This window comes from Paenibacillus sp. FSL R10-2771 (assembly GCF_038000205.1).
GTDB lineage: Bacteria > Bacillota > Bacilli > Paenibacillales > Paenibacillaceae > Paenibacillus_AQ > Paenibacillus_AQ phytohabitans.
In genome coordinates this window covers 7,908,076-7,934,438 of the sequence record NZ_JBBOBM010000001.1, presented here as the reverse complement: position 1 = coordinate 7,934,438, position 26,363 = coordinate 7,908,076, and the positions used below count along the sequence as shown (strand labels likewise).

Below are 26,363 nucleotides of genomic sequence, written 5' to 3'. Positions count from 1 at the left end.
AATAAAAGGATTAGTTACAGCGCAGCCGTTTATGCAGCATTACCCCGGAGCTTCACGCTCCCGCGGTTAACGTAGGCATGGACCGCGAAGAATCCCACGGACAGAACCGCCATCCCGCAGGCCAGCCAGCCTGTCGGCGCAAGGCCGCCTCTGTCGAATTGAATCCCCATCAGATACGGGCCGATAACCCGGCCGACCGCGCCGATACCGCCGCTAAGCCCGAGATAGAAGGGCGCACTGCGCTGGGCATGCTCCGAGATGAAGGATGGCATGGCCGGAGAGATCAGCATCTCACCCAGTGTAGCCAGCACCATCGCCAGCAGCATGCCCGGGTAGCTCGGCATGAACAGTATAACCGCATACCCGCCCAGATAGAATACGGCGCTTGCTGTCATCTGCGCAGTAGAAGTCCCTGCGAACCAGCGTTTGATCAGACTGACCAGCGGCTGCGCGGCAAAGATAAGTACGCCGTTCAGCGTCCAGAGGAAGCCGTATAACTGCTTCGACCAGCCTTCTGAAATAATAAACGGCGATACTCCGGTATTCCAGATCGAATTGCCGATCAGCAGAAACATCGAACCAATAGCCATGTACAGATAAATCCGCGTATGCCCCAGCAGCTTCCAGCCTGACGCTTCGCCCTGCGGGTGTTTCTTCTGTATTGTCTCATGGGATGGCGACGGTGCTGTCCCCACCCTGCGCAGATAGACAAAGAAGAATCCGGCAAACACTGCCGAAGTCACACCGTTCAGCACAAAGCTCAGCATATAATTGCCCAGGAATCCGCTCAGTGCGGTTCCCAGTGCTACCCCGATATTGTTCGAGACATAGATGATATTGAACAGCTCTCCGCGCTGCTCCGCGAACCGGAAGCCGATAAAAGCCTGGATAGCCGGTAGAGACAGAGAGTTGAACAACCCCATCAGGCCCATAACTATAATGAATATACTCCAGCTGCCGCTTGCCCAAGGAAGAGCAAACAGGGTCAGCGCGTTCATAGCCAGTGCTCCGACAATCAGGCGGTTTACCCCTACCTTGTGATACAAAGATCCGCCCAGCAATTGCCCGGCAATCCCCCCGAGGGATTGAACCAGCAGAACAATTCCCGCATCTTTCATACTGCGTCCCAGCTCATCAAATACATACATCGTAACCAGCGGCCACATCAGCGCACTGCCGGTTGCATTAATGAGACTGGCAATCAAGAACACTTTGACTTCCTTCGGATAGGCCTGCAAAAATCTCATAACTTGTCTTTCATCCCCTGTAACATAGGTGTCATTAATCCATCCAGTATCATCTGAAAACAGGATGACGGGCAAGTTCTCGCGTTAACGCTTTATCGCATAGCATCATTGAATTCACTGCTGCGAAATTCCCAATCACTTCCCGCCTGCCGTGCTATTTATATTCTATAACCGCAGCTTCTGCACGTAAAGAAAATAGGTTGAAATGACCTGATTCGTTCCCCGCAGGCCAGGGTAATAGTGCATATGAAACACTCCCTATTTATTCGCCGTGAATCCGATTTCGTTCCCCCGAGTCGGATATGCACGGCGAATTTTGTTTTGCCCTGAAGTTATTCCAGGCAGAGCCGGGCTAACAAAAAACACTCCCTGTCTCTCTGCGATTCCCAAAAACAGGGTGCCGAGAAGCCAGGAAGTGCTGGGGCCAAACTATTGAACATGCCGGTCATCACCGGCGGATTTTGAAATTAAGCGTGTTTCTTCACACTTGCAGCGGAGATTCCTTCAACAGCCGTTACAGCTGCCGGCTCCTTACGCAGGTAAGCCATCCAGTAAGCCGCTGCGACGAAGATCGCGCCGCCCGTAAGATTGCCCAGCCATACCGGGGCAAAGTTGGCGAAATACTGCGCCCAAGTGAAATGTCCTTCGAAGATGGCAGCAGGGATAAGGAACATGTTAGCTACAACGTGCTGGAAGCCGATGGCTACAAACGCCATTGTCGGGAACCAGATACCGAGGATTTTGCCGCTGAAATTATCTGCTCCATAGGAGAGCCACACTGCCAGCGCCACGAGCCAGTTACAGCCGATCCCGGAGATAAAGGCCTGCAGGAAGGTCGCATCAATCTTGTGCTCAGCCATACTCACCAGCTTCTCCAGATACACCCCGTCCGATGTAAGGCCAACGACATGACCGAAGAAATAAGCAACGAACAAGGCTCCTGCCAGGTTGCTGAGTGTAATCAGCACCAGGTTCTTAATCACTTCCCAGAACGAAATCTTCTTCGCAATAAAAGCAAGCGGCACCGCCATCATGTTGCCTGTCAGCAGCTCGCCTCCGGCAAGCAGCACCAGTATCAGCCCTACCGGGAATACCGCAGCTCCGATGAAGTTAGCGATGGACCCCCACTCGGCAGGCGCACCGGCAATGACACGAATATCCAGCAAAAATCCGAGCGCGATAAACGCTCCTCCCAGGAAACCAAGAATAAGTACAGTACTGAGCGGATTGTGCGCTTTCTTGACTCCGTTCTCTACCGTTACTTCGGCGATCCCCTGCGGTTTGTTATAAGCCATGATTCCTATCCCCTTCTAATTACTTAAAATTTGTTCCTTTATGCCATTGTAACGTGATCACAATCACATTAACGTGATAAAAATCACTCTCAGAAAACCTAAGTGAAAGTTTTCACTGACATGTCAAATTTACCATAAAAGGTTAGGCGGCGGAATATTTTTCTCATTCGGACCCGGAATTAATAGTTAAAACCATAAAAAAAAGGAGCCCTTAACGGGCCCCGGCGAAATCAGGCGTGATTAGACATGCACTGGTTCTTTAACGGCAACTGTCTTGGGCAGTGCCTGAAGTCCTGCAGTGTTCAGGAAGTTCCAAGGCTTGTTGTAGTGCGGCTGGAAGAAGAAATCAATGAAGGCCAGCTGGTCCACGGTCATTTTATTCTGAATACAAACCGATACGGTATTGATCGACTGCGTCAGATCCATCTTGGACATAATCTGTGCCCCAAGAATGCGGCGGGTCGCACGTTCGAATACGACTTTTACCTGAACCTGCTCGAATGTCGGCATAAACTCCGGACGGTAGTTGTCAATCAGCATAACACTTTCAGCATCCATACCTTCGGCTTTGGCGGCATCCTCGGTAAGTCCGGTTCCGGCAATATTGTCTTCATAAATCTTGATGCCTGATGTTCCCTGCGTACCCATATAAGGAATCGTGTTCGAGACCAGATTGCGGGCTACCAGTGTCCCCATGCGTACAGCGTTCGTGGCGAGCGGAATATAGGCATGTTTACCGGTCGGGTTGTAATGAATCGCACAGCTGTCACCAGCGGCATATACATCCGGCAGGCTGGTCTGCATGTAATCGTTGACCATAATAGCGCCGTTCGGAAGCATATCGACTTGACCCTTGAGCAGCTCTGTATTCGGACGGAAGCCGATGCAGAGAATGACCAGATCGGTTTCATGCTCTCCCTTGCTTGTAATGACCTTGGTCACTTTGCCGTTCTCTCCGGCGAATGCTGCAACCTTCTCTCCAAGCGCAAGTCTGATGCCGTGCTCTTCAAGAGATTGTTGAATCGGAGCCGTGAATTCTTCATCGAGATATTTACTCAGAATGCGGTCTTCCCCGTCGATCAGGGTAACTTCCTTGCCGTTCATCTGAAAAGCTTCAACCAGCTCAACGCCGATATATCCGGCTCCGACTACTGTAATTCTTTTCACCTTCTGCGCTTGTTCAATAATGGTGTTGGAGTGATTATAATTCTTCGAGAGCAGAATCCCCTCCAGCTCTATACCTTCCAGCTTAGGCACAATCGGCCATGAGCCTGTTGTCATAATCAGCTTGTCGTACGTATCTTCAAATTCTTCACCTGTAGCGAGGTTGCGGGCCTTCAATGTTTTGCGGGCGGTATCCACATTCGTCACTTCATGGCGCATCTTCGTTTGCACACCCAGTGCTGCAAGCTGTTCCGGGGAAGAATAGAACAATCCCTGCGGGTCCTTGACGACTCCCCCTACGTAAAGCGCAATGCCGCAAGACAAGAACGATATGTTATCGTTGCGCTCGTAAACCGTAATCTGGGCATCCGGGTACAGCTGTGCGGTATTAACAATTGCGGCGGTTCCGGCGTGTGTACATCCAATGACTGCTACTTTCATGATTTCTTCCTCCTCCAATTTACAAGCCTGTTTCTCTGTAGTTGTGATTAATTTCACTTTATACACTGATTATATTGTGATATTTATCACATTACAAGCACTTTTGTGAATTTTCTCACATTGTTCACAATTTCAATTTTTAATTATCTGCACGAATTTCTTTTCTTCTTGCATTAGTTTTCCCCGCCAGTAGGACATTATGTCTGTCAGCAGCAGGAAGCAGCAGGAAGCAGCGTTAGGGTGTGAAACTGTATAAATTCTAATCTTTGCAGCAAAAAAAGCCCCACTACACCGCAAACCTTCTGCGGAACAAGTGAGGCTCTATCTAATGGATGGCTGCCGCCTGTATGCGGCCAAAAAACCGTTTATTCCAAACCGGAGATCACACCATCTTCATCGACCAGCAGCCCTTCTGCGGCCGGTTTGGCGGGTAGGCCCGGCATCGTGACAATGTTCCCTGTGATGACTACAGCAAATCCTGCGCCAAGGGACAATGTAATGTCCCGTACACCCATGGTGAAGCCTTCCGGTGCTCCAAGCAGCCTCGGCTGATCCGAGAAGGAATATGGCGTTTTGGCCATACAGACCTGAAGCTGGTGCAGGCCCAGCCTGTCAATAACAGCCAGACTGCGTTTGGCTGCCGGGGAGAAGGCCACTTCTGCGCCATGGTAGATTTCGGTGACGATTTTATTGATTTTGGACGGAATGTCCAGGTTGTCTTCATACAGCGGCGCGAACTTTACGGCCTCTTCCCGGTCCAGCAGCTTCTTCAGCTCCTGCGCCAGTTCCTGCCCGCCTGCGCTTCCTTCAGCCCATACCTTGGATACCGCAGCAGGCACACCCAGCCGGCGGCAGGCCTCCAGCACCTCGTTAATCTCCGCCGGGGCATCCCCTTCAAAGTGATTGAGGGCAACGAGTACAGGCACACCAAATTTGCCGAGATTCTCAATATGGCGCTCCATATTGGACAATCCGGAGAGCAGCGCTGCCCGGTTGCCGGCATACAGCTCCTCCTTGCGGACACCTCCGTTATATTTCAGTGATTTCACTGTAACCACCAGCACTGCGGCAGAAGGGGTCAGGCCGGCCTGGCGGCATTTGATATCCATGAACTTCTCAGCACCAAGATCTGCGCCAAAGCCCGCTTCAGTCACTACCACGTCTCCGAGCTTCAGGGCGTAGCGGGTTCCGATTACACTGCTGCAGCCGTGGGCAATATTGGCAAAGGGTCCGCCATGCACAATCACGGGCGTGCCTTCAAGCGTCTGCACCAGATTAGGCTTGACCGCTTCCTTGAGCAGTGCAGTCATCGCCTCAACGGCTCCGATGTCCTTCGCGGTTATTGGCTGTCCCAATTGGTCATATCCAACCAGCATCCGGCTCAGCCGTTTCTTCAGATCCGCGAGGTCATTGCAGAGGCACAGCACAGCCATAATCTCAGACGCCGTCGTGATCTGGAAGCCGCTCTCCCGCACCGTCCCGTTGCCGTCGCCAAGACCGGTCACTATATTCCGCAGACTGCGGTCATTCATATCCATCACACGTTTCCATACTATCCGCTGCGGGTCCAGGTTCAAGGCGTTGCCCTGAAAAATATGATTATCAATCATCGCGGAGAGCAGGTTATGCGCGGAGGTCACCGCATGGATATCTCCGGTGAAATGCAGATTAATCTCGTCTGCCGGAACAATCTGCGCCTTGCCTCCGCCGGTTGCACCGCCCTTCATGCCCAGGCAGGGTCCAAGCGAAGGTTCACGCAATGCCGCTACCGTCTTGATCCCCGCCGCATTCAGCGCCTGGGCTAATCCGATGGTTGTCAAGGTTTTGCCTTCACCCGCCGGTGTAGGGTTAACTGCCGTAACCAGGACCAGCTTGCCGTCCGGTTTGTGCTTCAGCTCCGCCCACAGGGACGGCGACAGTTTGCTTTTATATTTACCGTACAACTCCAGATGCTCTTCATTGATCCCTGCTGCCGATGCTACCTCTGTTATTAACCTCATGCCTTTATGAAACCCTCCTGCCGTTATTATCCTGCATCCCATAATTCTTTATGCAATCTCCGTAGATGAGTGAAACATTCCTCTTCAAAGGATACAGTGTCTCTGAAAAGATTCAAGGATAATTTTCATACTGGGGATACTTCCGTCTCTACAGTCAAGCAGAAACCGCTTGCTTAGATATCAAAAAAACTCCCGGACAGGGTGCGGGTGCACCCCAATCCGGGAGCGGACTATTTTGTGACAGCTATCCTTACTTACTTCAGCAGCGATTCAATAAGGTCCTTCATGCTCTCCGGTGATTCCTTCGGCTCCACACGCGCCACCACATTGCCGCTGCGGTCTACCAGAAACTTCGTGAAGTTCCACTGGATATCGCTGCTCTCCCCGTCACCCGGCTGCTGGCCCTTCAAATATTGGAACAGCAGGCTTGCCTCCGGCCCATTCACATCTACCTTGGCAAACACCGGGAAAGTAACGCCGTAATTGATCTGACAGAAGGCCTCCGCTTCCTCACTTGTACCCGGCTCCTGGCCGGCAAACTGGTTGCAGGGGAATCCCAGCACAACAAGCCCTTGATCTCCGTATTGTTCGTACAGCTTCTGTAAATCTCCGTATTGCGGGGTAAGCCCGCACTTGCTGGCCGTATTGGCGATCAGCAGCACCTTGCCCTCATAGTCCTTAAACGGCACTTCTGTACCCGAAGGTGTGACTCCGGCAAAACTATAGATCGACATCCTGCTTCGCTTCCTTTCGGCTGTATATTCGTATTTACCCTGGCGGCTTATAGAGTCCATGCCCTTATGCAGCTTATGCAGCTTATGCATCACTGCGAGCATTCCTCTTTATTTTATCCTATTGGCAGCGTGATACAAAATTTCAGGCTCCGAATGCGGTGCGGGTGGCAGCTGCAGGGATAATCGTTAAGTGAGCAGCCCATTTGGGGCTACATTGTACTCGGTTTTTCGCATACGTTGGGCTCGTTAGCCTCCGCTGTGACACATTGTACTCGGTTTTTCGCATACATTGGGCTCGTTTGCCCCCGCAGTGACACATTGTACTCGGTTTTTCGCATACATTGGGCTCGTTTGCCTTCGCTGTGACACATTGTACTCGGTTTTTCGCATACAGTGGGCTCGTTAGCCTCCGCAGTGACACATTGTACTCGTTTTTTCGCATACAGTGGGCTCGTCTACCTTCTCAGTGACACATTATAATCGGTTTTTCGCATACGTTGGGCTTGTTAGCCTCCGCAGTGACACATTGTACTCGTTTTTTCGCATACAGTGGGCTCGTTTAGGTTCGCAGCCAGCCCACTTTGGGCGGATTCAGGTACTTTTATGCCCTTCATCTTCATTTCTCAACGGGCCCTGGAAAGCTACCCTCTTCGCGTCAGCCCGCAGGCTTCAGCAATAAGCCGGAGAGATGTCAGCTTATCCTCAAAGCTGTGAATATGTGATGAAATCATCAGCTCCCCGCATCGATATTCTTCCGCCAGCGCCTGCAATTGCTCTCTGACTTCAATCGGCGATCCTACGACCATCCGCTTACGGTTATCCTTAATGGAGAACCTGTCATAAGGTGTATATGTATAATTCATAGCAGTTTCTACAGAAGGAGTGGCGGTGGAGAGATGCTCTTTCTCCAGCAGCACCAGCGACAGATCCATGCTGGCGGCCAGGCGGTCCGCTTCCTCAGAGGTCCCGGCACAGACGGCAAAAACTGCCACCAGCGATTGTGGCGTTGCAGCAGCACGGGATGGGGCGAAGCTATCCGCATACTCCCGCACCGCTTCCGCTCCCCCGTTCCCGTTGATAAACCGCGCGAAGGCATACCCGGTCCCCAGCCGGGCCGAGAGCGCCGCACTGGCACTGCTTGAACCCAGCAGCCAGATTTCCGGCGCTGTACTCACGGCAGGTGTAGCCTGCAGTCCGGCATAGCGGTGCGGAGGTTCCGCAGCCCCAGTCTCATCATGCAGATAAGCAATAAGTTCCTTAAGCTGCTGCTCATAACGGTCTATATCCTCAGGATTCACACGGTTATCCTGCAGCGCCCTGGCGGACAGCGCACCGCCGCCTGCTGCTCTGCCCACACCCAGATCGATCCGCCCGGGATACAAGGCCTCCAGGACGCGGAAGTTCTCAGCGACCTTGTAAGCACTGTAATGCGGGAGCAGCACAGCTCCTGAGCCGATGCGGATCTCCGAAGTTACTGCAGCCAGATGAGCCATCAGCACCTCCGGACTGGAGCCGGCCAGTCCGGGCGCCGCGTGATGCTCTGCAACCCAGAAGCGGTGATACCCGAGTCGCTCAGCTTCGCGGGCCAGCAATACTGTCTGGGCCAGTGCCTCCGCAGGCGTGCTCCCTTCAGACACCGGCGATTGATCCAGAATGCTTAATTTCATATAGGAGCAGCTCCAATGGGTTTGAATTTTCAACTTCGGCGGGAACATCTATATTGGTCCAGTCCATTATATCACCGGGTATATCACCGGATATATCCCCGGAATCAGTCAATCTGAGCATCCGTCTGCATTGCCGACCATAGGCAGATACAAGGCAGAAGGAGGGGCAGCAGATGCAGAAACAACGGGCACTGGCCTCTTCAAGGCGGCACCCGTTGTCTGCTGCTTCTTAATGCTGTACCATCTTCACCAGCATATGCGCCAGCCGGTGGCGCTCTTCTTTGTTTCCGGCCTTCCACAGTTCCAGCAGCAGCTTCTCCTCACTGTTGCGGGGCTCTTCGTACGCCGCCAGATAATCGGCGATTTTCTCGGCAGCCACAGCCAGCTGCTCATCGCTGAGCCCGATTTTCTGCGCCAGTTGGATGCGCTTTCCCAAGTAGCTTTTGAAATCCTCGAAATTATTCAGGATCAATTCCTTCTGCCCCGGCTCAATCCGGTCCAGCGCATCGTTCACCCGGTGCATCGTCACACTTCCGTCCTTGCTCACCACATGATTATGTTCAGACATTCAGAACACCTCCCATTTATTAGTGTGCGGTTTCCCACTAATTAACCAGAGGCCCCGCGGGTGAACCAAACGAAGCCCGCCGAAGGATATAGGAGGATTGATCGTCATCCCGTGGACACACCGCTTTCCTGCGCAAACAGAAACCTGTCAGCACTCTCATGGCCCGGGCTGTCAGTGACGCGGACTGAGAATCCCTTATTCGGGAAGAACGGCCGTATTTGCAGATCAAGCGGACTCACAATCCCTTATATGTCCGCAGATCCTCATTTCAGGCAAAAATACATAAGATAACGGAATCTCAGTCCGCTTCGGCGCCAATATGATGATTAACGGAGAAATAAGCGCTTCTCAGTCCGCTTACGTCAGGCTCAGCCATTCAACTATATAAACCGCAATTTAGCAACAACCCTACAAGAATAAACCGCAATACAGTAACAACCCTACAAACTACCATTCAGCCGCTGTGTGGGACTGGATGAATACATCAATTCCATAAACTTGATTCGTTGCCGGCAGAATGGAGAATCTTAGGAAGCACTGTAGGTGTAAATGTTGTACGTTCTGCAACTTTGATTCCTTGATAGCAGGGTGTTCGAGAGGAGTGTTGTAGAAAATACAAGAATAATTCTGCTAAGCCGCTTGAACACAGTGAAATCCTGCCTTTTATACAACATTTCTGGATTTGCGCCGATAGAATGAGGGAAATGTTGTATTTTGGGCAGGATTTTGTATAAAAGTTTGTATAAAGTTACTCTGTTTCTGCCACAAATAGCTGATGAATCGAGGAATTCCAACGATTACTACGGAAAATACTGCAAATACTCAAATACGTAAATGTGGCAACTACGGCAACAGCAGACGCCCGGAGGTCCAACTATTCACAAAAGACCCCGTGAACCACGGGGCCGGCTGTACATCGATTTCACATTAATTCGACACCGGAACGGCATCATAATATTCTTCGAGGGTAATTCCTCTCTCCGATACGGACGCGGCGATCTCCTTGCCTACATACCGGACATGCCAAGGCTCATAAATATATCCGGTGATCGCCTGCTTGCCTTCGAGGAACCGGATAATATATCCGTACTCAGCGGCATGATCCGCAAGCCATTCTGCTTCCTTCGTACCGGCAAAGCAGCTTTCGGCCGCACATTTGCCGTCACTGCCGGACAGATCAATCGCCAGACCCGTCTGATGCTCGCTGTGTCCGGGCAACGCACTGTAGGTACGGGCTTTCTCTTCGCCGTCCCGGGCTACATAGTTATTGAACAGCCTTCTCTGGGTCGCTTCCGAACGGTAGCCGGATACACCAGCCAGATAAATACCGTCCTTCTTCGCTCCGGCAAACATCTCCTCCAGCGCCGTGGCAGCTTCACGCCGCAGCATCCGCTTCTCGATCTTCTCCGAGAATATAAAAGGCACATCAGGGTAGACCAGATCGGCCGGCTTATATTTATCAGGCAGTCTGTACTGCTTATTAACCATAACCGCGATGCTCTCCGGTTCGGCGGCAACCATCTCTGCATCACCATTACTGCCGGAATCCGTAGCTGCGGGCTTATCCGTAGGGGCAGGCTTGTCCGTTGGTTCCGGAGTCCCGGCCGCATTATTCTCCCCGCTCGTTGAATCCGCAGGCGCCTCTGTTACAGCCGGTGTAGGCTCAGTCCCCGTATTGTTGCCGGAGCCCTGCTCCTGGCCGTCCGGCTCTGCGCTTGGCAGTGCCGAAGTCTCCGGCGCCGTACCCGGCCCGGCCCCGAGATCGGTACCTGTATTTATATTCGTTCCGTCTTCCCGGGAAGCGGACGGGCTAGTATACTTCCCGATTCCCCAGCCGACAGCAATGACAACGATGAACAAGATGACAATCTTGGTGGTTCTGGACATGTGCGGTTTCGTTCCTCCTAGAAGTTCTGTATTCTTTCTAAAAGCTTAGTTACATTATTAGACAGGCTGAAGGGCCGAAATGTTTCAGTCCGGGCTGATAAATGTGCACCAGCCCCTAACACAAATATTACCATAGAACAATTAGCCGATACGCTAACTGCCCTATGGTAACAAGTTTCACTTATGAATGTAAAGCGCCTTTATCTGGATGAGCCGCGTCCGCCGCGTGAACCGCCGCCGGAGCCGCCACTGCGTCCGCCGCGCGATGAGGTTCCGCCGCTGCTGCGTCCGCCCGAGCTGAAGCCGCCTTTGCCGCCCTTGGAGCCGCCGCCGGCGCTATAACCGCCGCGTGAGCCGCCGCCTTTGGTAGCGGGCGCGCCTGAGCCGCCGCCTTCATTGCTTCGGGCTACATGCGCCCGGAATTTCGGGCTCGACTTCGCGCCGCCCGGGTTGTACCCGGCACCGGAGCCGGCGCCCTTCGAAGCACCATAGCTGAATCCGCCGGCATCCGCGCCTCTGGACACATTGGTGCTGTAGCCGCTGCTCGGGCCGCCGCTTCTGGCGCCGCCGCCCTTATTGCCGCCGCGTCCGCCTGCGGCATTCGCTCCAGCCGCATAACCCGGAGCCGGGCTGCTGTCGCCGCCGCTGGCGAAGGCGCCGTAGCCGCCGCCCGGTCTTGGCTTCGCCGCGCTCTTGCCGGCGGAGTCGCCGCCCCGCGGAGCCGCAGCCGCGCTGTACGCGCTGCGCTTGCCGCCACCGCCTGCCGCGTCCTTACGGCTGCGGCTTCCGCCTTCCGCAGGCGCACCCCAGCCGCCTGCTTCCTTGCCGCCGCGTCCGCGTCCGCCCGGACGCCCTGCGGCTTCCGCGCGCGGAGCACCGCCGCTGCGTCCCTGCCCGCGGCCGCCGCGTCCAGCGCGCGCCGCTTCAGGCGCTGCGCTCTGCCGCCCGCCGCGCGGCGAGCCGCCGCCTTGCACAGAGGTGAATTCGCCAACGCCGAATTCATCCTTCTCGTACCGGCGGCGGTCCAGCCGCTGGGAGATGCCGTGCTCGATCAGTTCGAGCCCGGCGCGTTCACGCGGCGAAGAGAACGTGATCGCAAGGCCTTTGCCTCCGGCGCGGCCCGTGCGGCCGATCCGGTGAATATAGCTGTCCGCATCCAGCGGAAGATCGTAGTTGAAGATGTGGGTAATGCCTTCCACATCAAGCCCGCGGGCTGCCACATCCGTAGCAACCAGCAGCTGCAGCTTGGCATCGCGGAACCGCTTCATAACCGCTTCGCGTTTGCCCTGCGATAAGTCGCCGTGCAATTCGTCGCAGTCATACCCGGCCGCCTGCAGTGCTTCGTTCAGCTTGATGGCCCGGCGTTTGGTCCGGCAGAAGATGATCGCCAGGTACGGGCGGTCCCGCTCGATTAGGGAGATCAGCGCCTCTTCCTTATTGCGGTCAGAGCATTCCACTACCTGCTGGCGGATATTGTCCAGCGGAATTGGAGAGCCACTCTTGATAATGATATCCAGCGGTTCTTTCATATAATTCGCAGCCAGTCGTTTGATCGGGTCCGGCATTGTCGCAGAGAACAGCATCGTCTGGCGGCGGTAAGGCACAGCCGTAATGATCGTCTCTACATCCTCCAGGAAGCCCATGTGCAGCATCTGGTCCGCTTCATCCAGCACCAGCATCTTCACGCCGCCTAAGTCCAGCGTCTCCCGGCGCAGGTGATCCAGCAGCCGTCCCGGCGTTCCGATAATCAGATGTCTGCCGCCTTCCAGCTTGCGGAGCTGTTTCTCCACATCCTGTCCGCCATAGACTGCCAGAATCTTCACTCCCGTATGGCGCGCCAGCTTGCGCGCTTCTTCGGTAATCTGCAGCGCAAGTTCACGCGTCGGCGCGAGAATAAGCGCCTGCGGATAAGCCGCCTCTACCCGGATTTTGTCCATAATCGGCAGCAGGAAAGCCAGTGTCTTCCCTGTTCCCGTCTTGGCACGGGCGATAACATCGAGACCCTCTACCAGCGGCGGAATCGCCTCTTCCTGCACCGGCGTCGGCTTCACGATTCCCTGCCCCTTGAGCAGATCGTTTAGTACTTCTGAAACTCCTAATTCTTTAAAACCCGGCAATTGCTCCACCTCACTATTTTCCCTAAGTTTTCACTTCATAACTTATATTCATCCATTTATCGGAGTAATGTACGCATTCACAAGGCTTGGCCTGCGGCATAAGCCCGTTATCAGGCGGCAACGGCTGCACCGTCCTGCATAGTGTGCTGTGCCAGGACAGCCAGTCCAGATATCGCTCTCAGGTATCCGTATCAAACAAAAGCGGAAGAACCCCGTTGCCGGAGCCCTTCCGTTCCACTGGCCCGCAAGGCTGCAGTCGAAGTTCGGTTTCTGGGGCAGCAGCGATCCACCGGACATTCAGACGGCACTCCATTTGCGTTCCATTACACTTTAATTTTGGGCAAGTTATCTTTATATATTGTACTTGATTTCGCGCCGCTTGTGTGCATCTGCGGAAGAATAATTATTTCCCGGGACTTATCCCGCTAGAATCTTCCTGATTTGAATATCGAGAACAGCAGCCATATAATCATCAGCATAGCGATGACGGAGCCGATCTCCACGATGGGGAAATCCCAGAGCAGCGAAGGCTCACCGCGCAGAGAGGAAGCAACAATCAGACCGGCCATAATAATGCTGAAGGCCAGCAGTACGATACTGAAGGAGAGCCGGTTGCCGACCCGGCTGAACTTGTGCTCCAGATTCTGGAGCTCAGGTACCCCAATCTCCACCTTGAGCTTCCCCTTGCTGAGCAGCGCGGAGAGCTGCCGGGCCTGGGCAGGAAGCTCCACTAGACTCTCGGCAAGATCGGCTACTCCGCCGAGCAGCTTGCGCTGCAGCCGGCTTCCGCTGAAGCGCTGCTTCACCAGCTGCCTGCCGAACGGCTCGGCCATCTGCACTATGCTGAAGGCCGGGTCGAGGCTGGCGACCATGCCCTCCAGCGTCAGCATCGTCTTGCCCAGCATCGCGAGATCCGGCGGAATAACCAGCCGGTGCTTGCGGGCAATGCCGAACAGATCATTCAGCGCCTTGCCGATGCTGACCTGCTTGAACGGGATATCATAATACTGCTCCCGCAGCCGGTCCATATCATCATGCAGCGCCATCCGGTCGGCATCCTCCGGAATCACGCCCAGCCGCAGAATGGCCCGTACCATCGAATCGGTGTTCTTGCGCATCAGTGCGATCACGAGTGCGGACAGCCCGTCCTTCATTTCCTCGCTCAGCCGACCGACCATCCCGAAATCAATCAGAGCCAGCTTGCCGTCCTCCAGCACCATGACATTGCCCGGATGCGGATCGGCATGAAAGAAGCCATGGATGAAAATCTGGTTCAGCATCATCTCTACAAGCTGCTGGGCAATAGTCTTGAGCTTGACGCCCTTGTTCAGCAGCTCATCCCTGCGGTTCAGCGTAATTCCGTCCACGTATTCCATCGTCAGCACCCGTGTCGAGCTGAAATCCCAATAGATGGCCGGTATATATACATTATCCTGGGCAGTCAGATGCCCGGCTATACGTTCGGCATTGCGCCCTTCCTGGGCATAATCAAGCTCGGCCATCAGGGCGCGGGAGAACTCCTCGACCATCCGGGTTAATCCGTATTGCTTGGCCCAGTCCATCTTCCGCTCAGCCAGGACGCTTAGATCCAGCAGAATTTCAAGATCCCGGCTCATGGTCCGCATGACCCCGGGACGCTGAATCTTGACCGCTACACTCTGGCCGCCGTGCAGCACCGCCCGGTGCACCTGACCGATGGAAGCCGCAGCAAGCGGGTTGTTCTCGAAGTACTCAAAGACCGCATCCATATGCTGATCGAGTTCCTGCTCGATAATATTGCGGGCCGTCTCGGCCGAGAACGGCGGCACATTGTCCTGCAGCTTAATAAGCTCCTGTATAATCGAATCCGGCAGCAGATCGGAACGTGTACTGGCGAGCTGGCCCAATTTGACAAACGTTGGCCCCAGATCCTCCAGCACCCGGCGGATCCGCTCCCCGAGTGTTACGCTTTCGTGAACCTCCTGCGTAATAATCCGGCGCGGAAGGGACAGGAGATGATAGAGGCCCAGTTCCTCCACCATATAGCCGAAGCCATGACGCATCAGCGCCATGGCTATTGCCCGGTAACGGCCGGCATGTCTTATGCGGACTGCCATTTATTCCGTATGCGTTTCCGGCACGACATCCTCCTGGGTGCGGGGAGCCGTATTGCCCTCCAGCTCGGCCACGCGGCGTTCAAGCACAGCAATGCGCGATTCCAGTCCGGCAATGTCTCCTTGAACAGGCACCTTGAGCTCCTTCAGCACCTTCTGAACCTGCTCATGTACAGCTGCTTTGAAGGTACCGCGTTCTTCTTCACCGCGCTCCACCAGCCGGTCAACCAGTGCCTTGGATTCCGATGGCGCAAGCTCGCCCCGCTTGACGAGTTCATCTACGACCTTTTCAACCTTTTCCTTGCTGACAATGGTGAGGCCCACTCCTAAAGAGATTGCTTTCTTGAACAAATCACTCATGGTACTTCCCTCCCAAAGATTCCAGTTATGGTTAGAGTATACCCCTTAGCGGGCCAATTCACAAAATAACCCCACAAAGTGGGGCCAAATCTTCGATGATTACTCAGGTACTTTGCGGGGACCCCAAAATATATACTGTCTTTCACAAAAGTCCGGGTCTATCTGGGAATCCGTGCCGCCCAAGTGGCTGCGCCCAGAATCAGCTGGCGGACTGCCGGATGACGGAACGACGGCTCATGATGGCCGGGCATCAGATAGACAACCCGTCCCTGACCGTAGCTGTGGCACCAGGCCGCAGGCAGCATTTCCCCGTCCGCTTCATATTCAAGCAGAATCTTCTTATCGGTGAAGGGGTCGAATTCGAAACGGTACGGCTCTTCATCGAGCTGGAAATCCTCAATGCCTTCGGTAATATCATGTTCCCGCACCTTGAAATTCAGCGGTGCATAGGGAGGATGTCCGGTGAATCTGCCGCCGATCAGATGTGCCAGCTCATACCGCTTCGCCAGCGAAACACCGGTATGCAGGACAATCAGGCCGCCGCCCCCGCTTACATAACTCAGCAAACCCGCCGTCTGCTGGGGAGATACTGTTTCGTTCCATAATTCGTTATATGCAATGCAGAGATCATATCCTGCCAAATGCTCGCTTAACAGCAGCTTTTTATTCTCCGAGCACTGTACGGTCAGAAGATCATTCAGAATCTCGCTGACCTGCTTGTCTACGCCTTGCAGCGGGTGAAACCGCGGGTGGGTATAATCGCCAAGTAACAGGCATTTTCTCTTATCCATGGGTCTCCTCCTCCTTATTTCTTTATCTTTGTGGTGGAACGTTGCCTATTATTCTAAGTAAAACAGCCCCGGATGTCCATCGAATCGGCTGCTTTTATAGTAAGAAAACGCTAATCCGGGTTGTCCAAAAAGAATTCCCGTCCTGTACCGGACGGGAATTCCTGCTATGGGTGCCTGTGCAGCCCGGCTGGTGCTACCGGTTACCGGGAAGCCGCGATATAGCGGCCCAGCTCTACGAACATGCTGCCCATTCGTTCATGCTCCGGCATAATGATCCGTTTCACGCCCTCTTCCTTGAGGGCTTCGGAGGTAAGCCGGCCGACAGATACAGCCAGCACTTTATCCTCCAAAGCCTGAACGAGTTCTTCCAGCCTGCCCTGCTCCCGCGCATACTGCGCCAGGAAACGGAATTGCGGAGCACTTGTGAAGGCTACCGCGTTCACCCGGCCTTCTGTAATATCCGCCAGCAGCAGAGCCAGCGCTCCCGGCTCCGGCTGCGTGTACCGGTACGGCTGCACCCAGCTGACCTCTGCTCCCGCCTGCTCCAGCCACTGGACCAGATGCGGGGCAGACTCTCCGTGCAGCTGCAGTCTGACCCGCTTGCCCTGCAAATCCCAATCCTGCAAACCGCGGATCAGCCCTTTGGTGCTGCCGTCATCGTCGCGCACCACGGGCTCCAGCCCCCGCTTCTTCAAGGCATTGACTGTCTTATAGCCGCGCGCAGCAATAGGTGAAGCGGAGAGAACTTCCAGGAAGCGGTCCGCAAGCTCCAGCTTCGCGGCCATCTCGAATAATGCGTCGAGTCCCATTCCGGTCGTCAGAACTGCCAGGTCCGGCGGCTGGTCTGTCCAGGCCGTCAGCCCGTCACGCAGTGCAGCATCATCCAGAAATGAAGTCCCCTGGGCCGGACGGTGCAGCGCTGTCCCACCCATATTCTGTATCAGCTTGGCCATTTCTTCCGCCTTGCGCGGACCCGCCAGGGCAATGGTAATGCCCTTTAATTGCTCTGCCATGAATGCTTCTCTCCTTCGTCACCCCATATTATTGCTTATCAGTATACTTGCAAAAGGAGGTAAAAGGGAAGACCGCAGCGCACTTTCTGCTTCAGGAATTCCGCTGGTCTCCGGAACTACCGCTACTCTGCCGGACGGTATCCGCTGCACCCGGAGCCTGATTTCCCGGATATAATTTGAATTTGCCGACCAGCCGCTGCAGTTCATCGGCAAGATGGCTCAGATCTGCCGAGGAAGAAGCGATCTCTTCCACCGATGCCAGCTGCTGCTGGGCAGCAGCAGAGATGGTTTCGGTATTGCCTGCCGCCTCCTGGGTGATCCCTCGGATCTCTACGATGGCCTTCTCCATACTATCCGCTTCTGCCGTCAGCGTATGCACTGCCCCATTCATCGCTTCAATCTTCTCCGCCGCCCCTTTAACCGCCCTACGGATCCGTGAGAAGGAGCGTCCGGTCGTATCGACCGCCATAATACCTTCGGATACCCGGTTCTTCGCATACTCCATGGTAGCTGTAGCCTGGATCATCTCCGCATTAATGGAAGTAATCTGTTCGGAGATCATTCTTGCCGACTTCTCTGATTCTTCAGCCAACTTGCGCACCTCTGAGGCGACAACCGCGAAACCGCGGCCCTGCTCGCCTGCTCTGGCCGCTTCAATGGAAGCATTCAGCGCCAGCAGATTGGTCTGCCGCGAGATCCCGGTAATTACACCGACAATCCCCTGGATCTGTCCGGTCCGCTCATTAAGCTTATCAATGACCCCGCCCAGCTCCTCTACCGTTTCATGAATCCCGTTGATCTTATCGACTACGCTGATTACAGATTCATTCCCCTCTGAAGCGGAGAGCGAGGTCTTGTCCATCATCGCCGATACCTGCTCCATGAATCCGGAAATATGCTCTACCTCGCTTGTAGTGGCAGCCGTACTTATCATTCCTTTATTGACACTGTTAACCTGGCGCTCTGTTCCGGCAGCTACCTCCTGGATCGCTATCGTAACATGCTCTATCGCTTTGGTAGTCTGCTCAGCCCCCGCTGTCAGTTCCTCGGCGGATGAGGAGACATTGTCGGTCATCTCCTGTACACCAGTAATCATCTGCCGCAGATTGCCGACCATCAGGCGGAAATTCTCAGCCAGCAGGCCAATCTCATCTCTGCGGAAGTCCCCGATATCCTGTGACAGGTCGCCCCCGGCGATTAGCTCTGTCGCTCTGCGCAGCCGCATCAGCGGCTTCAGGATCGACGAGACATTGAAGTAGATAAGCACCAGCGCCAGCAATACAGAAACAGAGATTACAATTAATACCGTCTCCCGGATATCACTTGTCGCACGGGTAATCTCATTCTTGCTGATGGTCCCCCCGATTCTCCAGCCCGTCAGCTCATTCACCATGAAGGTCATCTTCTTGGAGGAATCCTTATAGTCATAATCGAAGCTGCCGCTCTCACTTTCGAACATTTGCTTCACGAAATCAAGTGAGGACTCCTCGCCAATAGCTTCGGTCGGGTGAACCAGGAATTTCTTGCTGCTGTCGATAATCAGAATATAACCTTCCTCGCCTACCTTGATATCTGTCAGATCGGCCAGCGAAGACAGGTTCAGATCCAGACCCACTACCCCGTTCCCGCCTTCCAGCACTGCTGAAATGGCAATAGCCGACTCATTATTTACCGTCTGGAATACCGGTGAGATCACAATCCCGCTGCCATGCTTAAGCGCATTGATATAAGCGTTCTCCTTGCGCGGGTCATAGCCGTCCGGCAGCTGGATATCAGCCGCACGGATGCCCTTGCCTTTACTGGTTCCGGCATAAATATCAAGCACATCGGAATGCAGTTTGGCATACTCCTTAAGTCTGGCCTCCAGTGCAGGCGCCCCCGCCCCCGCCGCTTCATTGTTAATAGAATCCGCCGTGAGCTGCGCAGCGAAGTAGTTAATATCATCAATTTTGGATTGAATGTTTGCATCGATAATTTCGTTAACCGCCACTACACTTTCCGTGGCATTTTGGGTGAGCTGCTCCCCGACTTTACTGCTGGCCGATTGATAGGTCTGCCAGCCTATAATGATGCTGGGTACAAGCAAAACAAGCAAATATGTAAGAATTAGCTTCGTGCGGATGGTCAGACGCGCCTTTTTATTCATATGATGGGCTCACTCTCTCTTTCTTTATGGGTCTTAAGCACGATAAATCTGCAGCCTCAATATATAATTAAATATCGCCCCTGAAAATCCTCTTTTCTCCGGGAATTCATTATAATTCTCCTATATTGCTTAATAATTTTCATATATACACAGCAAAAAACCGTTTTTATGAAAACGGTCTTTTGTTATATTTATTCTTTTTTCTAGTGCGAATTCTTATTCCGGCAGGCTGGACATACGCCTCCAAATACAACATGTGTATGGGTAATGGAATAACCCGTATCCTCCGCTACCGTATCAATCCACGCCTGCGGAACCTGACTCATCACTTCATCCACTGCGCCGCAGATTTCACAGATAATATGCTGATGGTCGTCCAGACGGGCATCATATCTGCTGGCCGCCTCTCCGAGCTTCAGTTCACGGATCATTTGTTTATCCGAAAGATACCGCAGCGAATTATAGACAGTCCCATAGGCCAGGTTATGCCCCTGCTCTACAAGACGGTTCATTACTTCTGCAGCAGTAGGATGGTCATGGGAATTACGGACGATATCATACACGGCCTGACGTTGAGAGGTTAAGTTCAGCGTTCTCATCTTTATCATCCTCTAACTTGTTTTTAGATCAAGTATAAGTCCTAGTGCCGGAAGCGTCAATCCGGGCAGGACTCTATTTGATCATTCCCGAGTATTTCACATCCACATCCGTCTTAACCTGAAATTTCAGCCGGGGATAGAGCCTCTCCCATACCGCCATTTCTGTGTCATTATTCCAGTGCCGGGCCCCGTAATGCAGCCCCCAGCCCATAGGGTCCATCCCGCTGTCCCGGATTCTGATCAGCAATGCTGTAACTGCCTTGCTGAGTTCCGCTGCTCCTGACTCCCCGATCTCCTTCAGCATGTGGTGAGTTACCATATCCTCAGTACTATTTTCCTCCAGAATTGCCCGGATCTTAATGTTGTACCGGATGTACGGGTTATCCTCCTGCTGCGTCACAATCCGGTAGCTGGAGGAGCTGCTCTCTGTATAGTACTGGTACATCCCGCCGCCTATGTGAGCCGGAAAGTTCGTCCGCAGATTGGACCGGGACAGCAGATTGAACAGTCTGGTCTCGTCAGGCGTGAGAACAAGCTTGATTTTATTCTTATCCAGCAAGGCAATCTTATCGATTAGGAACTGCTCTTCCCCCTGCGCTTCAATAATAGGCAGAATTGGATCGATACCATTCTCATAAATACTCCGCATCAGCTGATAGGAGAACACTCTGGAGATAAAGGGCGACTCTGTGCCTTGTCCGTTCATCGCCAGAATCAGCGAGTTGGACGGGATTCGCTCGGACGGCGGCTTCACCTGCAGTACTTCCAGCGCCCCCGGCCTTCCGATGGCAAAATTCAGGATCAGCTGGATATCTCTGCGCCGCACCGCCCAGTCCATCACATGCCTGATGTCTTTGGCAGCGATTTGTTCACCCAGGATCAGCGACTTGCAGTGGACATAGTCCAGCTCCTTCTCCACTTTGGACTTCATTCTGCGCAGTGCCTCGGAGATACTCTCCGATTCTTCGGTAAGGATCTGCATCTTCTCATCGATCTTGGTAACATCCCCTTGCGGGATTGCCAGCTTCAGGCTCACCTTGAATGTTCCTTCCACCTTGCCGGGATCGATCCCGATGGCGACCACAAATATTCTCCGGTCGATATCTTTGAAATTGCAGCCTGTCACTGTCATGCACATCAGCAACAGCAGAAGGCAGACTGCACTCCTTTTTGTTCTCATCCCCTCCGCCTCCTTACAATCCAGTAGCACCAGAACAGCAGGAGAATCAGCAGCAGCTCCCCGTACCAGCGGATATGCAGCAGGAATACCCCAAGCAAATTAAGGTCGTATTGATCCATACGCATAAGGGCGAAGGCTCCGGCAGCAAACAGGACCAGGATAACGATCTCCTGACGCAGTTTTTTCTTAGGCTTCTTAGCCGTGGAGGGCAACAGACTGAGCAGCAGCTCTTTGCCGACATGCCACTGGATAATGGCGCTGACCAGAGATAATGTAATGTAGGCGAAATAGAAGATATACAGCATGCGTTCGATCAAGAAGGCTTCGATGCGGATGCTGTCTGCCGTTGTAAACCACGTATACACATGCCGATCAACGCCAACGGTCCCGTGATATCCGATCGGCACAAAAAAGCATATGGCAAGCACCAGAAAACCTTCCAGACTTAGAATCCATATATGCCTCAGCTTCAGTCCATGAAATACCCGGTTGAATACCGCCAGATTGATATAACCGCTGAAGGTAAATGTTGCGGCCGCAATACTGTTCATATCCGGGGCATGCAGAGAGTGAGTCATCACCTGTAGCACGGCATCCCAGCTGAAATCCGGGTTAATAATCGCCTTGACTGTTGTATACAGAATTAAAGGCAGGGTAATCCCCAGCGTAAGCTCCAGTCCGTAGAGCAATGACAGCGAGTCTATCCGGGAACACAGGCAGACAACGGCCAGGAAGCCGAGTAATATTGCATACGGCCCTGTATCCGGGCTGATAAAACGCAGCGTAATGTCCACAAAGGACAGCAGGATCAGCGCCCCGGCCATATACCAGAGAACCGCATATACAAAAATCAGCGGAGCAGCCAGCTGCTTCGGCAAGGCCGACCCGAAGATTTCCGGCAGTCCCTGTCCGGGGAATTTATTGATGACTTTGGTGAACAGGTAGATAAACAGGGTGCCCGTAACCACCGCAACCAGAATGGAGGACTGCGCCCCGTCAAAGCGGGCATCGATCAGCTCCCGGGGGGCGAAATTAATGATGTTGATCAGGGTATTCATGAGAAAAAGACAATAGAAATAGCGGCTCTTAGCCATCACTCCCCACCGCTTTTCTTCCTCAGGGCCGTTCCCAGCGTATCGAGGAAAAACATCTTGAAATACGGCTGGCCGAAGCTGCGCTGGCTGCATAAATACATGGTGAAGCCCACCAGGCAGATGACAACACCGACAAGACCGAGCACTGCCGCAGCTATGACGAAGAAATATTTCAGCACACGGATGGAGAAGCTCATCATATTCAGCGGAATCAGGAAATTGGATATCGCCACAACGGAAACCAGAATAATCATAATGTTACCGATCAGTCCCGCCGCAGTAGCGGCTTGGCCCAGAATCAGACCGCCAACCGTAGTGGCCGTCGGACCAATAGCCCGGGGCAGCCGCAAGCTCGCTTCGGTCAGAAATTCCATCATGATCATCATAAGAATGACCTCGACAAAAGAAGGATAAGGCACCGTAGCACGGCTTCCCCCAATCAGCAGGGCAATCTGCACGCGCACAATCTCCGGATTATAGGAGGTGAAAGCAATGTACAGGGCAGGCAGCCACAGCGTCATGGCCACACCGAGAATGCGCAGCAGCTTTAAGAAACGTCCAACAAAGGGAAGATGGATTTTATCATCCATAGCTGTGAAGAAATCATTGAAAATAGACGGGAGCACAATCGCGTATCCGGTAGTGTCCAGCATTACAGCGACCTTGCCTTCAGCCAAATTGAACACCACCCGGTCCGGGCGCTCCGTAACAATCGTTTTGGGGAAAATGCGCAGCTTGTCGCTGCTGATATATTTCTCCAGCTCACCGGCAGCCTGCAGAACATCCAGCTTAAGAGAGTCCAGCTTCTCTTTTAATTCGGCCAGGACATTGTGATTCACTCTGCTCTCGTCATAGAGTATAGCCACCTTGGTCTTGGACACGTTGCCGATGATGGTGAACTCCATCTTCAGTGACGAGGATTGATAACGCCGCCGGATCAGGTTCAGATTAACCGCCAGACTCTCGCCCAGCGCATCTGACGGGCCTTGGCTGATACTCTCGGTTATCGTTTCTTTAACACCGCTAACCTCAGCCTTGAGCGCATCGAAGAAGCAGAACCGGCCAGCCTGGCCTATACAGGCATAACCGCTAAGCAGAAGGTCCAGCGCGCGCTTCCCCTCTGTAACCTCCTCACTTCCGGGGTAATCCGCAATGTAGCTGTAGTAAGCTGCCGGATCGCCCATCTCGTAGAACGGCGCAACCACATTCCGGCTGATGGTCTGTCCATCCGTAACACTCTTGATATACAGCAGGCTGACCTCTCCAGAGGGAACGGCCATGATCTTGTCCTCAAGGTCACCGAAGCCGCTCAGCTGTTCCCTGATCCATTCGAGGGTCACTCCCTGCTTATGCATTTGTCCTGACATGGATCTTTCTCCCTCCAGGCCCGAATTTCCGGGGACTTCCCCTTATTTTGGCACTGTCGCCCTCTTTTCATGCACCTTCAGCCGGGCTAAGGCGTTTCTTTTACCGGAAGTGTGGTAATAAATGAAATGAATAATGACTAATGGAGGGATCAACTCATGAATTCACAGGATCACCGCTCGCAAGGTCTTCCGCAATTTCCGGAATCATTATGGAGGGGCAGCACGGAGCTGCCCTCTTTTCCGGAGCTTGCGGAAGATCATGTCACAGATGTAGCTATTGTCGGAGCAGGCATTACCGGCATTACGACAGCTTATTTACTGTCCAAGGCCGGGTATAAGGTCTCTCTGCTCGAAGCCGGAGAGATCCTCGGCGGCACCACCGGCTTCACCAGCGCCAAGATCACCGCCCAGCACGGAATGATCTACAGTGATCTGCTGAAGCACTTTGGGGAAGAACAGGCCCGGCTCTATTTCCAGTCAAACAGTGAAGCGCTGGAATGGATGATCGCTACGGCTGAAGAACTGGGGCTGTCCTGCGGGTTGACGCGGGAAGCTGCGTATCTGTATGCCGATATGGGAGATGAGAAGACGCTCAAGCAGCTGGCTGCTGAATTCGAGGCCTACCGCAAGCTTGGACTGCCCGGAGAATGGCTGGACCAGGTTTCGCTGCCACTGAGAGCCGGCGGTGCGATCAGGCTGCCCGGACAAGCCCGTTTTCATCCGCTGGAGTACCTGAAAGGGCTGCTGCAGGTCGTGCTGGACAACGGCGGCACGGTATACGAGCATACGATGATCGGCGAAAAGGTCGATACGGACGGGCATCTCACTCTCTATACCGAAGGGGAGAAGTTCAAAATTAAATGCCGCCATGCCGTGTCCGCCTCCCATTTTCCATTCTATGATGGAGGCTCCCTCTATTTCTCGCGGCTGCACGCAGAGCGGTCCTATTGTCTGGCTATTGAGCCGGAAGCAGATTATGAGGGCGGCATGTACCTGAGTGCCAGTGAACCTACCCGCTCGCTGCGCGCGGTGGAATGGGACGGGCGGAAACTGGTTATCGTCGGCGGTAATAACCACAAGACCGGACAGGGCATCTGCACCTTCGGCCACTATGAGAATCTGGAGAAGTTTGCGGGAGAATTGCTCGGCATCCGCAGCATTCCCTTCCGCTGGTCGGCGCAGGATCTGATTACCCTGGACCGGGTCCCCTACATCGGCAAGCGGGCGGAGGATGAAGAAGTCTATATTGCCACAGGCTTCGCCAAGTGGGGCATGACCAGCGGAACGCTGGCTGCACGCATGATTGCAGATGGAATTATGGGAAGCAGCAACCCTTATAAGGAGCTGTACGATCCGACACGCTTCAAGGCTAATCCGGGCATCAAAAATTTCATCGTGCAGAACTTCTCGGTCGCCAAAGAGCTTGTAGCCGGAAAAGTGGAGATTATCCATAAAAAAACAGACGAGCTTGCGCCGGACGAAGGGGCCGTTGTTTTCCATGACGGCAAACGGGTTGGCGGCTACCGCGACCCTGAGGGCAAGCTGCATCTCGTGGACAGAACCTGCACACATATGGGCTGTGAATGCGAGTGGAATGACGGGGAACGCTCCTGGGATTGCCCGTGCCACGGCTCCCGCTTCTCTTATGAGGGCGATGTGCTCGAAGGACCGGCCACAGTGCCGCTTAAGAACCTCACAGCCAAGCAGTGAGCCTGCTTCCTATACAGCAGTGTACAGAGACATTCAATTAGAATGAACTGTCTTGTCCCTCTCCGCCTGTCCCGGCGTGATTGTCTCTGTCCGCTCAGGTATAATAGCCTTATGTTCATCCAATATATAGAATTTCCTATCTTAAGGAGCGTGACGACAGGTTATGGATTTAAGAGGAACCAGTATTGTAATTACAGGTGCAGGTAAAGGCATCGGCAAAGCACTCGCGATGGCACTCGCTAAAGAAGGCGCCAACCTGGGGCTTATCTCCAGAACTTCAGCAGATCTGGAGGCACTGAAATCGGCATTGACTGAGGTATATGACATCAAGGTCAGCATTGCTGTAGCTGATATCGCGGTGCGTGAAGAAGCAGAGCGGGCTGTTGTCGCCCTGCAGAATGACCTTGGCCCGTTCGACGCGCTTATCAACAATGCCGGGATTGCCCAGTTTGGCACTTTCCTGGAGATGGACCCCGCTGACTGGGAGCGCCATATGCAGATCAATCTGTTCGGCACTTATTATGTAACCCGTGCGGCACTGCCTGCTATGATTGAGCGTTCCAGCGGCAACATCATTAATATCTCTTCTACAGCAGGAGAACGCGGCTTCGCTACAGGCTCAGCCTATTGTGCTTCCAAGTTTGCTCTGATGGGTATGACGGAAGCGCTGGCGATGGAGGTCCGCAAGCATAATATCCGTGTCGTGGCACTGACCCCCAGCACCGTCAACACAGGTCTGGCCACCGGTGCCGGCTTGAAGATCGGCGATGAAGACCGGATGATGCAGCCCGAGGATGTGGCCGAGCTGACGCTCGCTGCCCTGAAGCTTCCAGACCGCGTCTTCCTGAAGACCGCTGGCATCTGGACGACCAATCCGCAATAACTAAGGC

The 26,363-nt window shown here is 53.7% G+C and carries 20 protein-coding genes; 2 read left to right on the top strand and 18 right to left on the bottom strand.

What is annotated here, in order from left to right; all coding sequences use genetic code 11:
• Positions 1–29: 29 nt before the first annotated feature.
• The 18 genes from NSU14_RS34465 to NSU14_RS34380 form a co-directional block, all read right to left on the bottom strand.
• Positions 30–1,247 carry an MFS transporter gene (locus NSU14_RS34465; protein WP_042140282.1) on the bottom strand — a complete coding sequence of 406 codons (1,218 nt, stop codon included), beginning with the start codon at positions 1,245–1,247 and terminating at the stop codon, positions 30–32.
• A 467-nt stretch (positions 1,248–1,714) separates the two neighbouring features.
• Complete coding sequence (locus NSU14_RS34460; protein WP_336103773.1) at positions 1,715–2,542, bottom strand: formate/nitrite transporter family protein; 828 nt, start codon at positions 2,540–2,542, stop codon at positions 1,715–1,717.
• A gap of 240 nt (positions 2,543–2,782) precedes the next feature.
• Complete coding sequence (locus tag NSU14_RS34455) at positions 2,783–4,147, bottom strand: FAD-dependent oxidoreductase (protein ID WP_340948739.1); 1,365 nt, start codon at positions 4,145–4,147, stop codon at positions 2,783–2,785.
• Positions 4,148–4,512: 365 nt separating this feature from the next.
• Positions 4,513–6,147 (bottom strand): formate--tetrahydrofolate ligase, encoded by a 1,635-nt coding sequence (locus NSU14_RS34450; RefSeq protein ID WP_042140285.1) that lies wholly within the window; start codon positions 6,145–6,147, stop codon positions 4,513–4,515.
• Positions 6,148–6,401: 254 nt separating this feature from the next.
• Positions 6,402–6,881, bottom strand: a complete 480-nt coding sequence (locus NSU14_RS34445) for a glutathione peroxidase (protein ID WP_039309160.1) — start codon at positions 6,879–6,881, stop codon at positions 6,402–6,404.
• Positions 6,882–7,522: 641 nt separating this feature from the next.
• Entirely contained in the window at positions 7,523–8,548 is a 1,026-nt protein-coding gene (locus NSU14_RS34440; protein ID WP_042140286.1) for an LLM class flavin-dependent oxidoreductase, read from the bottom strand.
• 229 nt (positions 8,549–8,777) lie between these two features.
• The gene (locus NSU14_RS34435) at positions 8,778–9,116 is read right to left on the bottom strand and encodes a DUF3243 domain-containing protein (protein ID WP_042140287.1); all 339 of its coding nucleotides are present in this window, start codon (positions 9,114–9,116) and stop codon (positions 8,778–8,780) included.
• 927 nt (positions 9,117–10,043) lie between these two features.
• Positions 10,044–11,003 (bottom strand): M15 family metallopeptidase, encoded by a 960-nt coding sequence (locus NSU14_RS34430; RefSeq protein ID WP_042140288.1) that lies wholly within the window; start codon positions 11,001–11,003, stop codon positions 10,044–10,046.
• Positions 11,004–11,203: 200 nt separating this feature from the next.
• Complete coding sequence (locus NSU14_RS34425; RefSeq protein ID WP_076247602.1) at positions 11,204–13,120, bottom strand: DEAD/DEAH box helicase; 1,917 nt, start codon at positions 13,118–13,120, stop codon at positions 11,204–11,206.
• A 425-nt stretch (positions 13,121–13,545) separates the two neighbouring features.
• A complete protein-coding gene (locus NSU14_RS34420; RefSeq protein ID WP_042140289.1) occupies positions 13,546–15,216 on the bottom strand; it encodes an ABC1 kinase family protein in 1,671 nt (556 codons plus the stop codon).
• Positions 15,217–15,573, bottom strand: coding sequence for a phasin family protein (locus tag NSU14_RS34415; protein ID WP_039305489.1), 357 nt, complete (start codon positions 15,571–15,573; stop codon positions 15,217–15,219). It lies immediately after the preceding gene.
• Between the two features lie 158 nt (positions 15,574–15,731).
• Positions 15,732–16,364 (bottom strand): ThuA domain-containing protein, encoded by a 633-nt coding sequence (locus NSU14_RS34410; protein WP_042140290.1) that lies wholly within the window; start codon positions 16,362–16,364, stop codon positions 15,732–15,734.
• A gap of 200 nt (positions 16,365–16,564) precedes the next feature.
• A complete protein-coding gene (locus NSU14_RS34405; protein WP_340948738.1) occupies positions 16,565–17,377 on the bottom strand; it encodes a uroporphyrinogen-III synthase in 813 nt (270 codons plus the stop codon).
• 91 nt (positions 17,378–17,468) lie between these two features.
• Positions 17,469–19,523: a methyl-accepting chemotaxis protein gene (locus NSU14_RS34400; protein ID WP_340948737.1), complete on the bottom strand. Its 2,055-nt coding sequence runs from the start codon at positions 19,521–19,523 to the stop codon at positions 17,469–17,471.
• Between the two features lie 203 nt (positions 19,524–19,726).
• On the bottom strand, positions 19,727–20,122 hold the full coding sequence (locus NSU14_RS34395) for a Fur family transcriptional regulator (RefSeq protein WP_039305505.1): 396 nt from the start codon (positions 20,120–20,122) through the stop codon (positions 19,727–19,729).
• 73 nt (positions 20,123–20,195) lie between these two features.
• On the bottom strand, positions 20,196–21,302 hold the full coding sequence (locus NSU14_RS34390; protein WP_042140292.1) for a Ger(x)C family spore germination protein: 1,107 nt from the start codon (positions 21,300–21,302) through the stop codon (positions 20,196–20,198).
• Positions 21,299–22,360 carry a GerAB/ArcD/ProY family transporter gene (locus NSU14_RS34385; RefSeq protein WP_340948736.1) on the bottom strand — a complete coding sequence of 354 codons (1,062 nt, stop codon included), beginning with the start codon at positions 22,358–22,360 and terminating at the stop codon, positions 21,299–21,301. The genes NSU14_RS34390 and NSU14_RS34385 overlap by 4 nt, the downstream gene beginning before the upstream one ends.
• 35 nt (positions 22,361–22,395) lie before the next feature.
• Complete coding sequence (locus NSU14_RS34380) at positions 22,396–23,763, bottom strand: spore germination protein (protein WP_052422142.1); 1,368 nt, start codon at positions 23,761–23,763, stop codon at positions 22,396–22,398.
• A 156-nt stretch (positions 23,764–23,919) separates the two neighbouring features.
• Between NSU14_RS34380 and NSU14_RS34375 the strand changes: the two genes are divergently transcribed.
• Both NSU14_RS34375 and NSU14_RS34370 read left to right on the top strand, forming a co-directional pair.
• Positions 23,920–25,473, top strand: coding sequence for an FAD-dependent oxidoreductase (locus NSU14_RS34375; RefSeq protein WP_076247608.1), 1,554 nt, complete (start codon positions 23,920–23,922; stop codon positions 25,471–25,473).
• Positions 25,474–25,636: 163 nt separating this feature from the next.
• Positions 25,637–26,356: a 3-ketoacyl-ACP reductase gene (locus tag NSU14_RS34370; protein ID WP_039305517.1), complete on the top strand. Its 720-nt coding sequence runs from the start codon at positions 25,637–25,639 to the stop codon at positions 26,354–26,356.
• Positions 26,357–26,363 lie beyond the last annotated feature (7 nt).

Excerpts from the sequence above, each read along its gene's own strand:
- NSU14_RS34465 (WP_042140282.1), bottom strand. The coding sequence starts at position 1,247 with ATGAGATTTTTGCAGGCCTATCCGAAGGAAGTCAAAGTGTTCTTGATT.
- NSU14_RS34460 (WP_336103773.1), bottom strand. The coding sequence starts at position 2,542 with ATGGCTTATAACAAACCGCAGGGGATCGCCGAAGTAACGGTAGAGAAC.
- NSU14_RS34455 (WP_340948739.1), bottom strand. The coding sequence starts at position 4,147 with ATGAAAGTAGCAGTCATTGGATGTACACACGCCGGAACCGCCGCAATT.
- NSU14_RS34450 (WP_042140285.1), bottom strand. The coding sequence starts at position 6,147 with ATGAGGTTAATAACAGAGGTAGCATCGGCAGCAGGGATCAATGAAGAG.
- NSU14_RS34445 (WP_039309160.1), bottom strand. The coding sequence starts at position 6,881 with ATGTCGATCTATAGTTTTGCCGGAGTCACACCTTCGGGTACAGAAGTG.
- NSU14_RS34440 (WP_042140286.1), bottom strand. The coding sequence starts at position 8,548 with ATGAAATTAAGCATTCTGGATCAATCGCCGGTGTCTGAAGGGAGCACG.
- NSU14_RS34435 (WP_042140287.1), bottom strand. The coding sequence starts at position 9,116 with ATGTCTGAACATAATCATGTGGTGAGCAAGGACGGAAGTGTGACGATG.
- NSU14_RS34430 (WP_042140288.1), bottom strand. The coding sequence starts at position 11,003 with ATGTCCAGAACCACCAAGATTGTCATCTTGTTCATCGTTGTCATTGCT.
- NSU14_RS34420 (WP_042140289.1), bottom strand. The coding sequence starts at position 15,216 with ATGGCAGTCCGCATAAGACATGCCGGCCGTTACCGGGCAATAGCCATG.
- NSU14_RS34415 (WP_039305489.1), bottom strand. The coding sequence starts at position 15,573 with ATGAGTGATTTGTTCAAGAAAGCAATCTCTTTAGGAGTGGGCCTCACC.
- NSU14_RS34410 (WP_042140290.1), bottom strand. The coding sequence starts at position 16,364 with ATGGATAAGAGAAAATGCCTGTTACTTGGCGATTATACCCACCCGCGG.
- NSU14_RS34405 (WP_340948738.1), bottom strand. The coding sequence starts at position 17,377 with ATGGCAGAGCAATTAAAGGGCATTACCATTGCCCTGGCGGGTCCGCGC.
- NSU14_RS34400 (WP_340948737.1), bottom strand. The coding sequence starts at position 19,523 with ATGAATAAAAAGGCGCGTCTGACCATCCGCACGAAGCTAATTCTTACA.
- NSU14_RS34395 (WP_039305505.1), bottom strand. The coding sequence starts at position 20,122 with ATGAGAACGCTGAACTTAACCTCTCAACGTCAGGCCGTGTATGATATC.
- NSU14_RS34390 (WP_042140292.1), bottom strand. The coding sequence starts at position 21,302 with ATGAGAACAAAAAGGAGTGCAGTCTGCCTTCTGCTGTTGCTGATGTGC.
- NSU14_RS34385 (WP_340948736.1), bottom strand. The coding sequence starts at position 22,360 with ATGAATACCCTGATCAACATCATTAATTTCGCCCCCCGGGAGCTGATC.
- NSU14_RS34380 (WP_052422142.1), bottom strand. The coding sequence starts at position 23,763 with ATGTCAGGACAAATGCATAAGCAGGGAGTGACCCTCGAATGGATCAGG.
- NSU14_RS34375 (WP_076247608.1), top strand. The coding sequence starts at position 23,920 with ATGAATTCACAGGATCACCGCTCGCAAGGTCTTCCGCAATTTCCGGAA.
- NSU14_RS34370 (WP_039305517.1), top strand. The coding sequence starts at position 25,637 with ATGGATTTAAGAGGAACCAGTATTGTAATTACAGGTGCAGGTAAAGGC.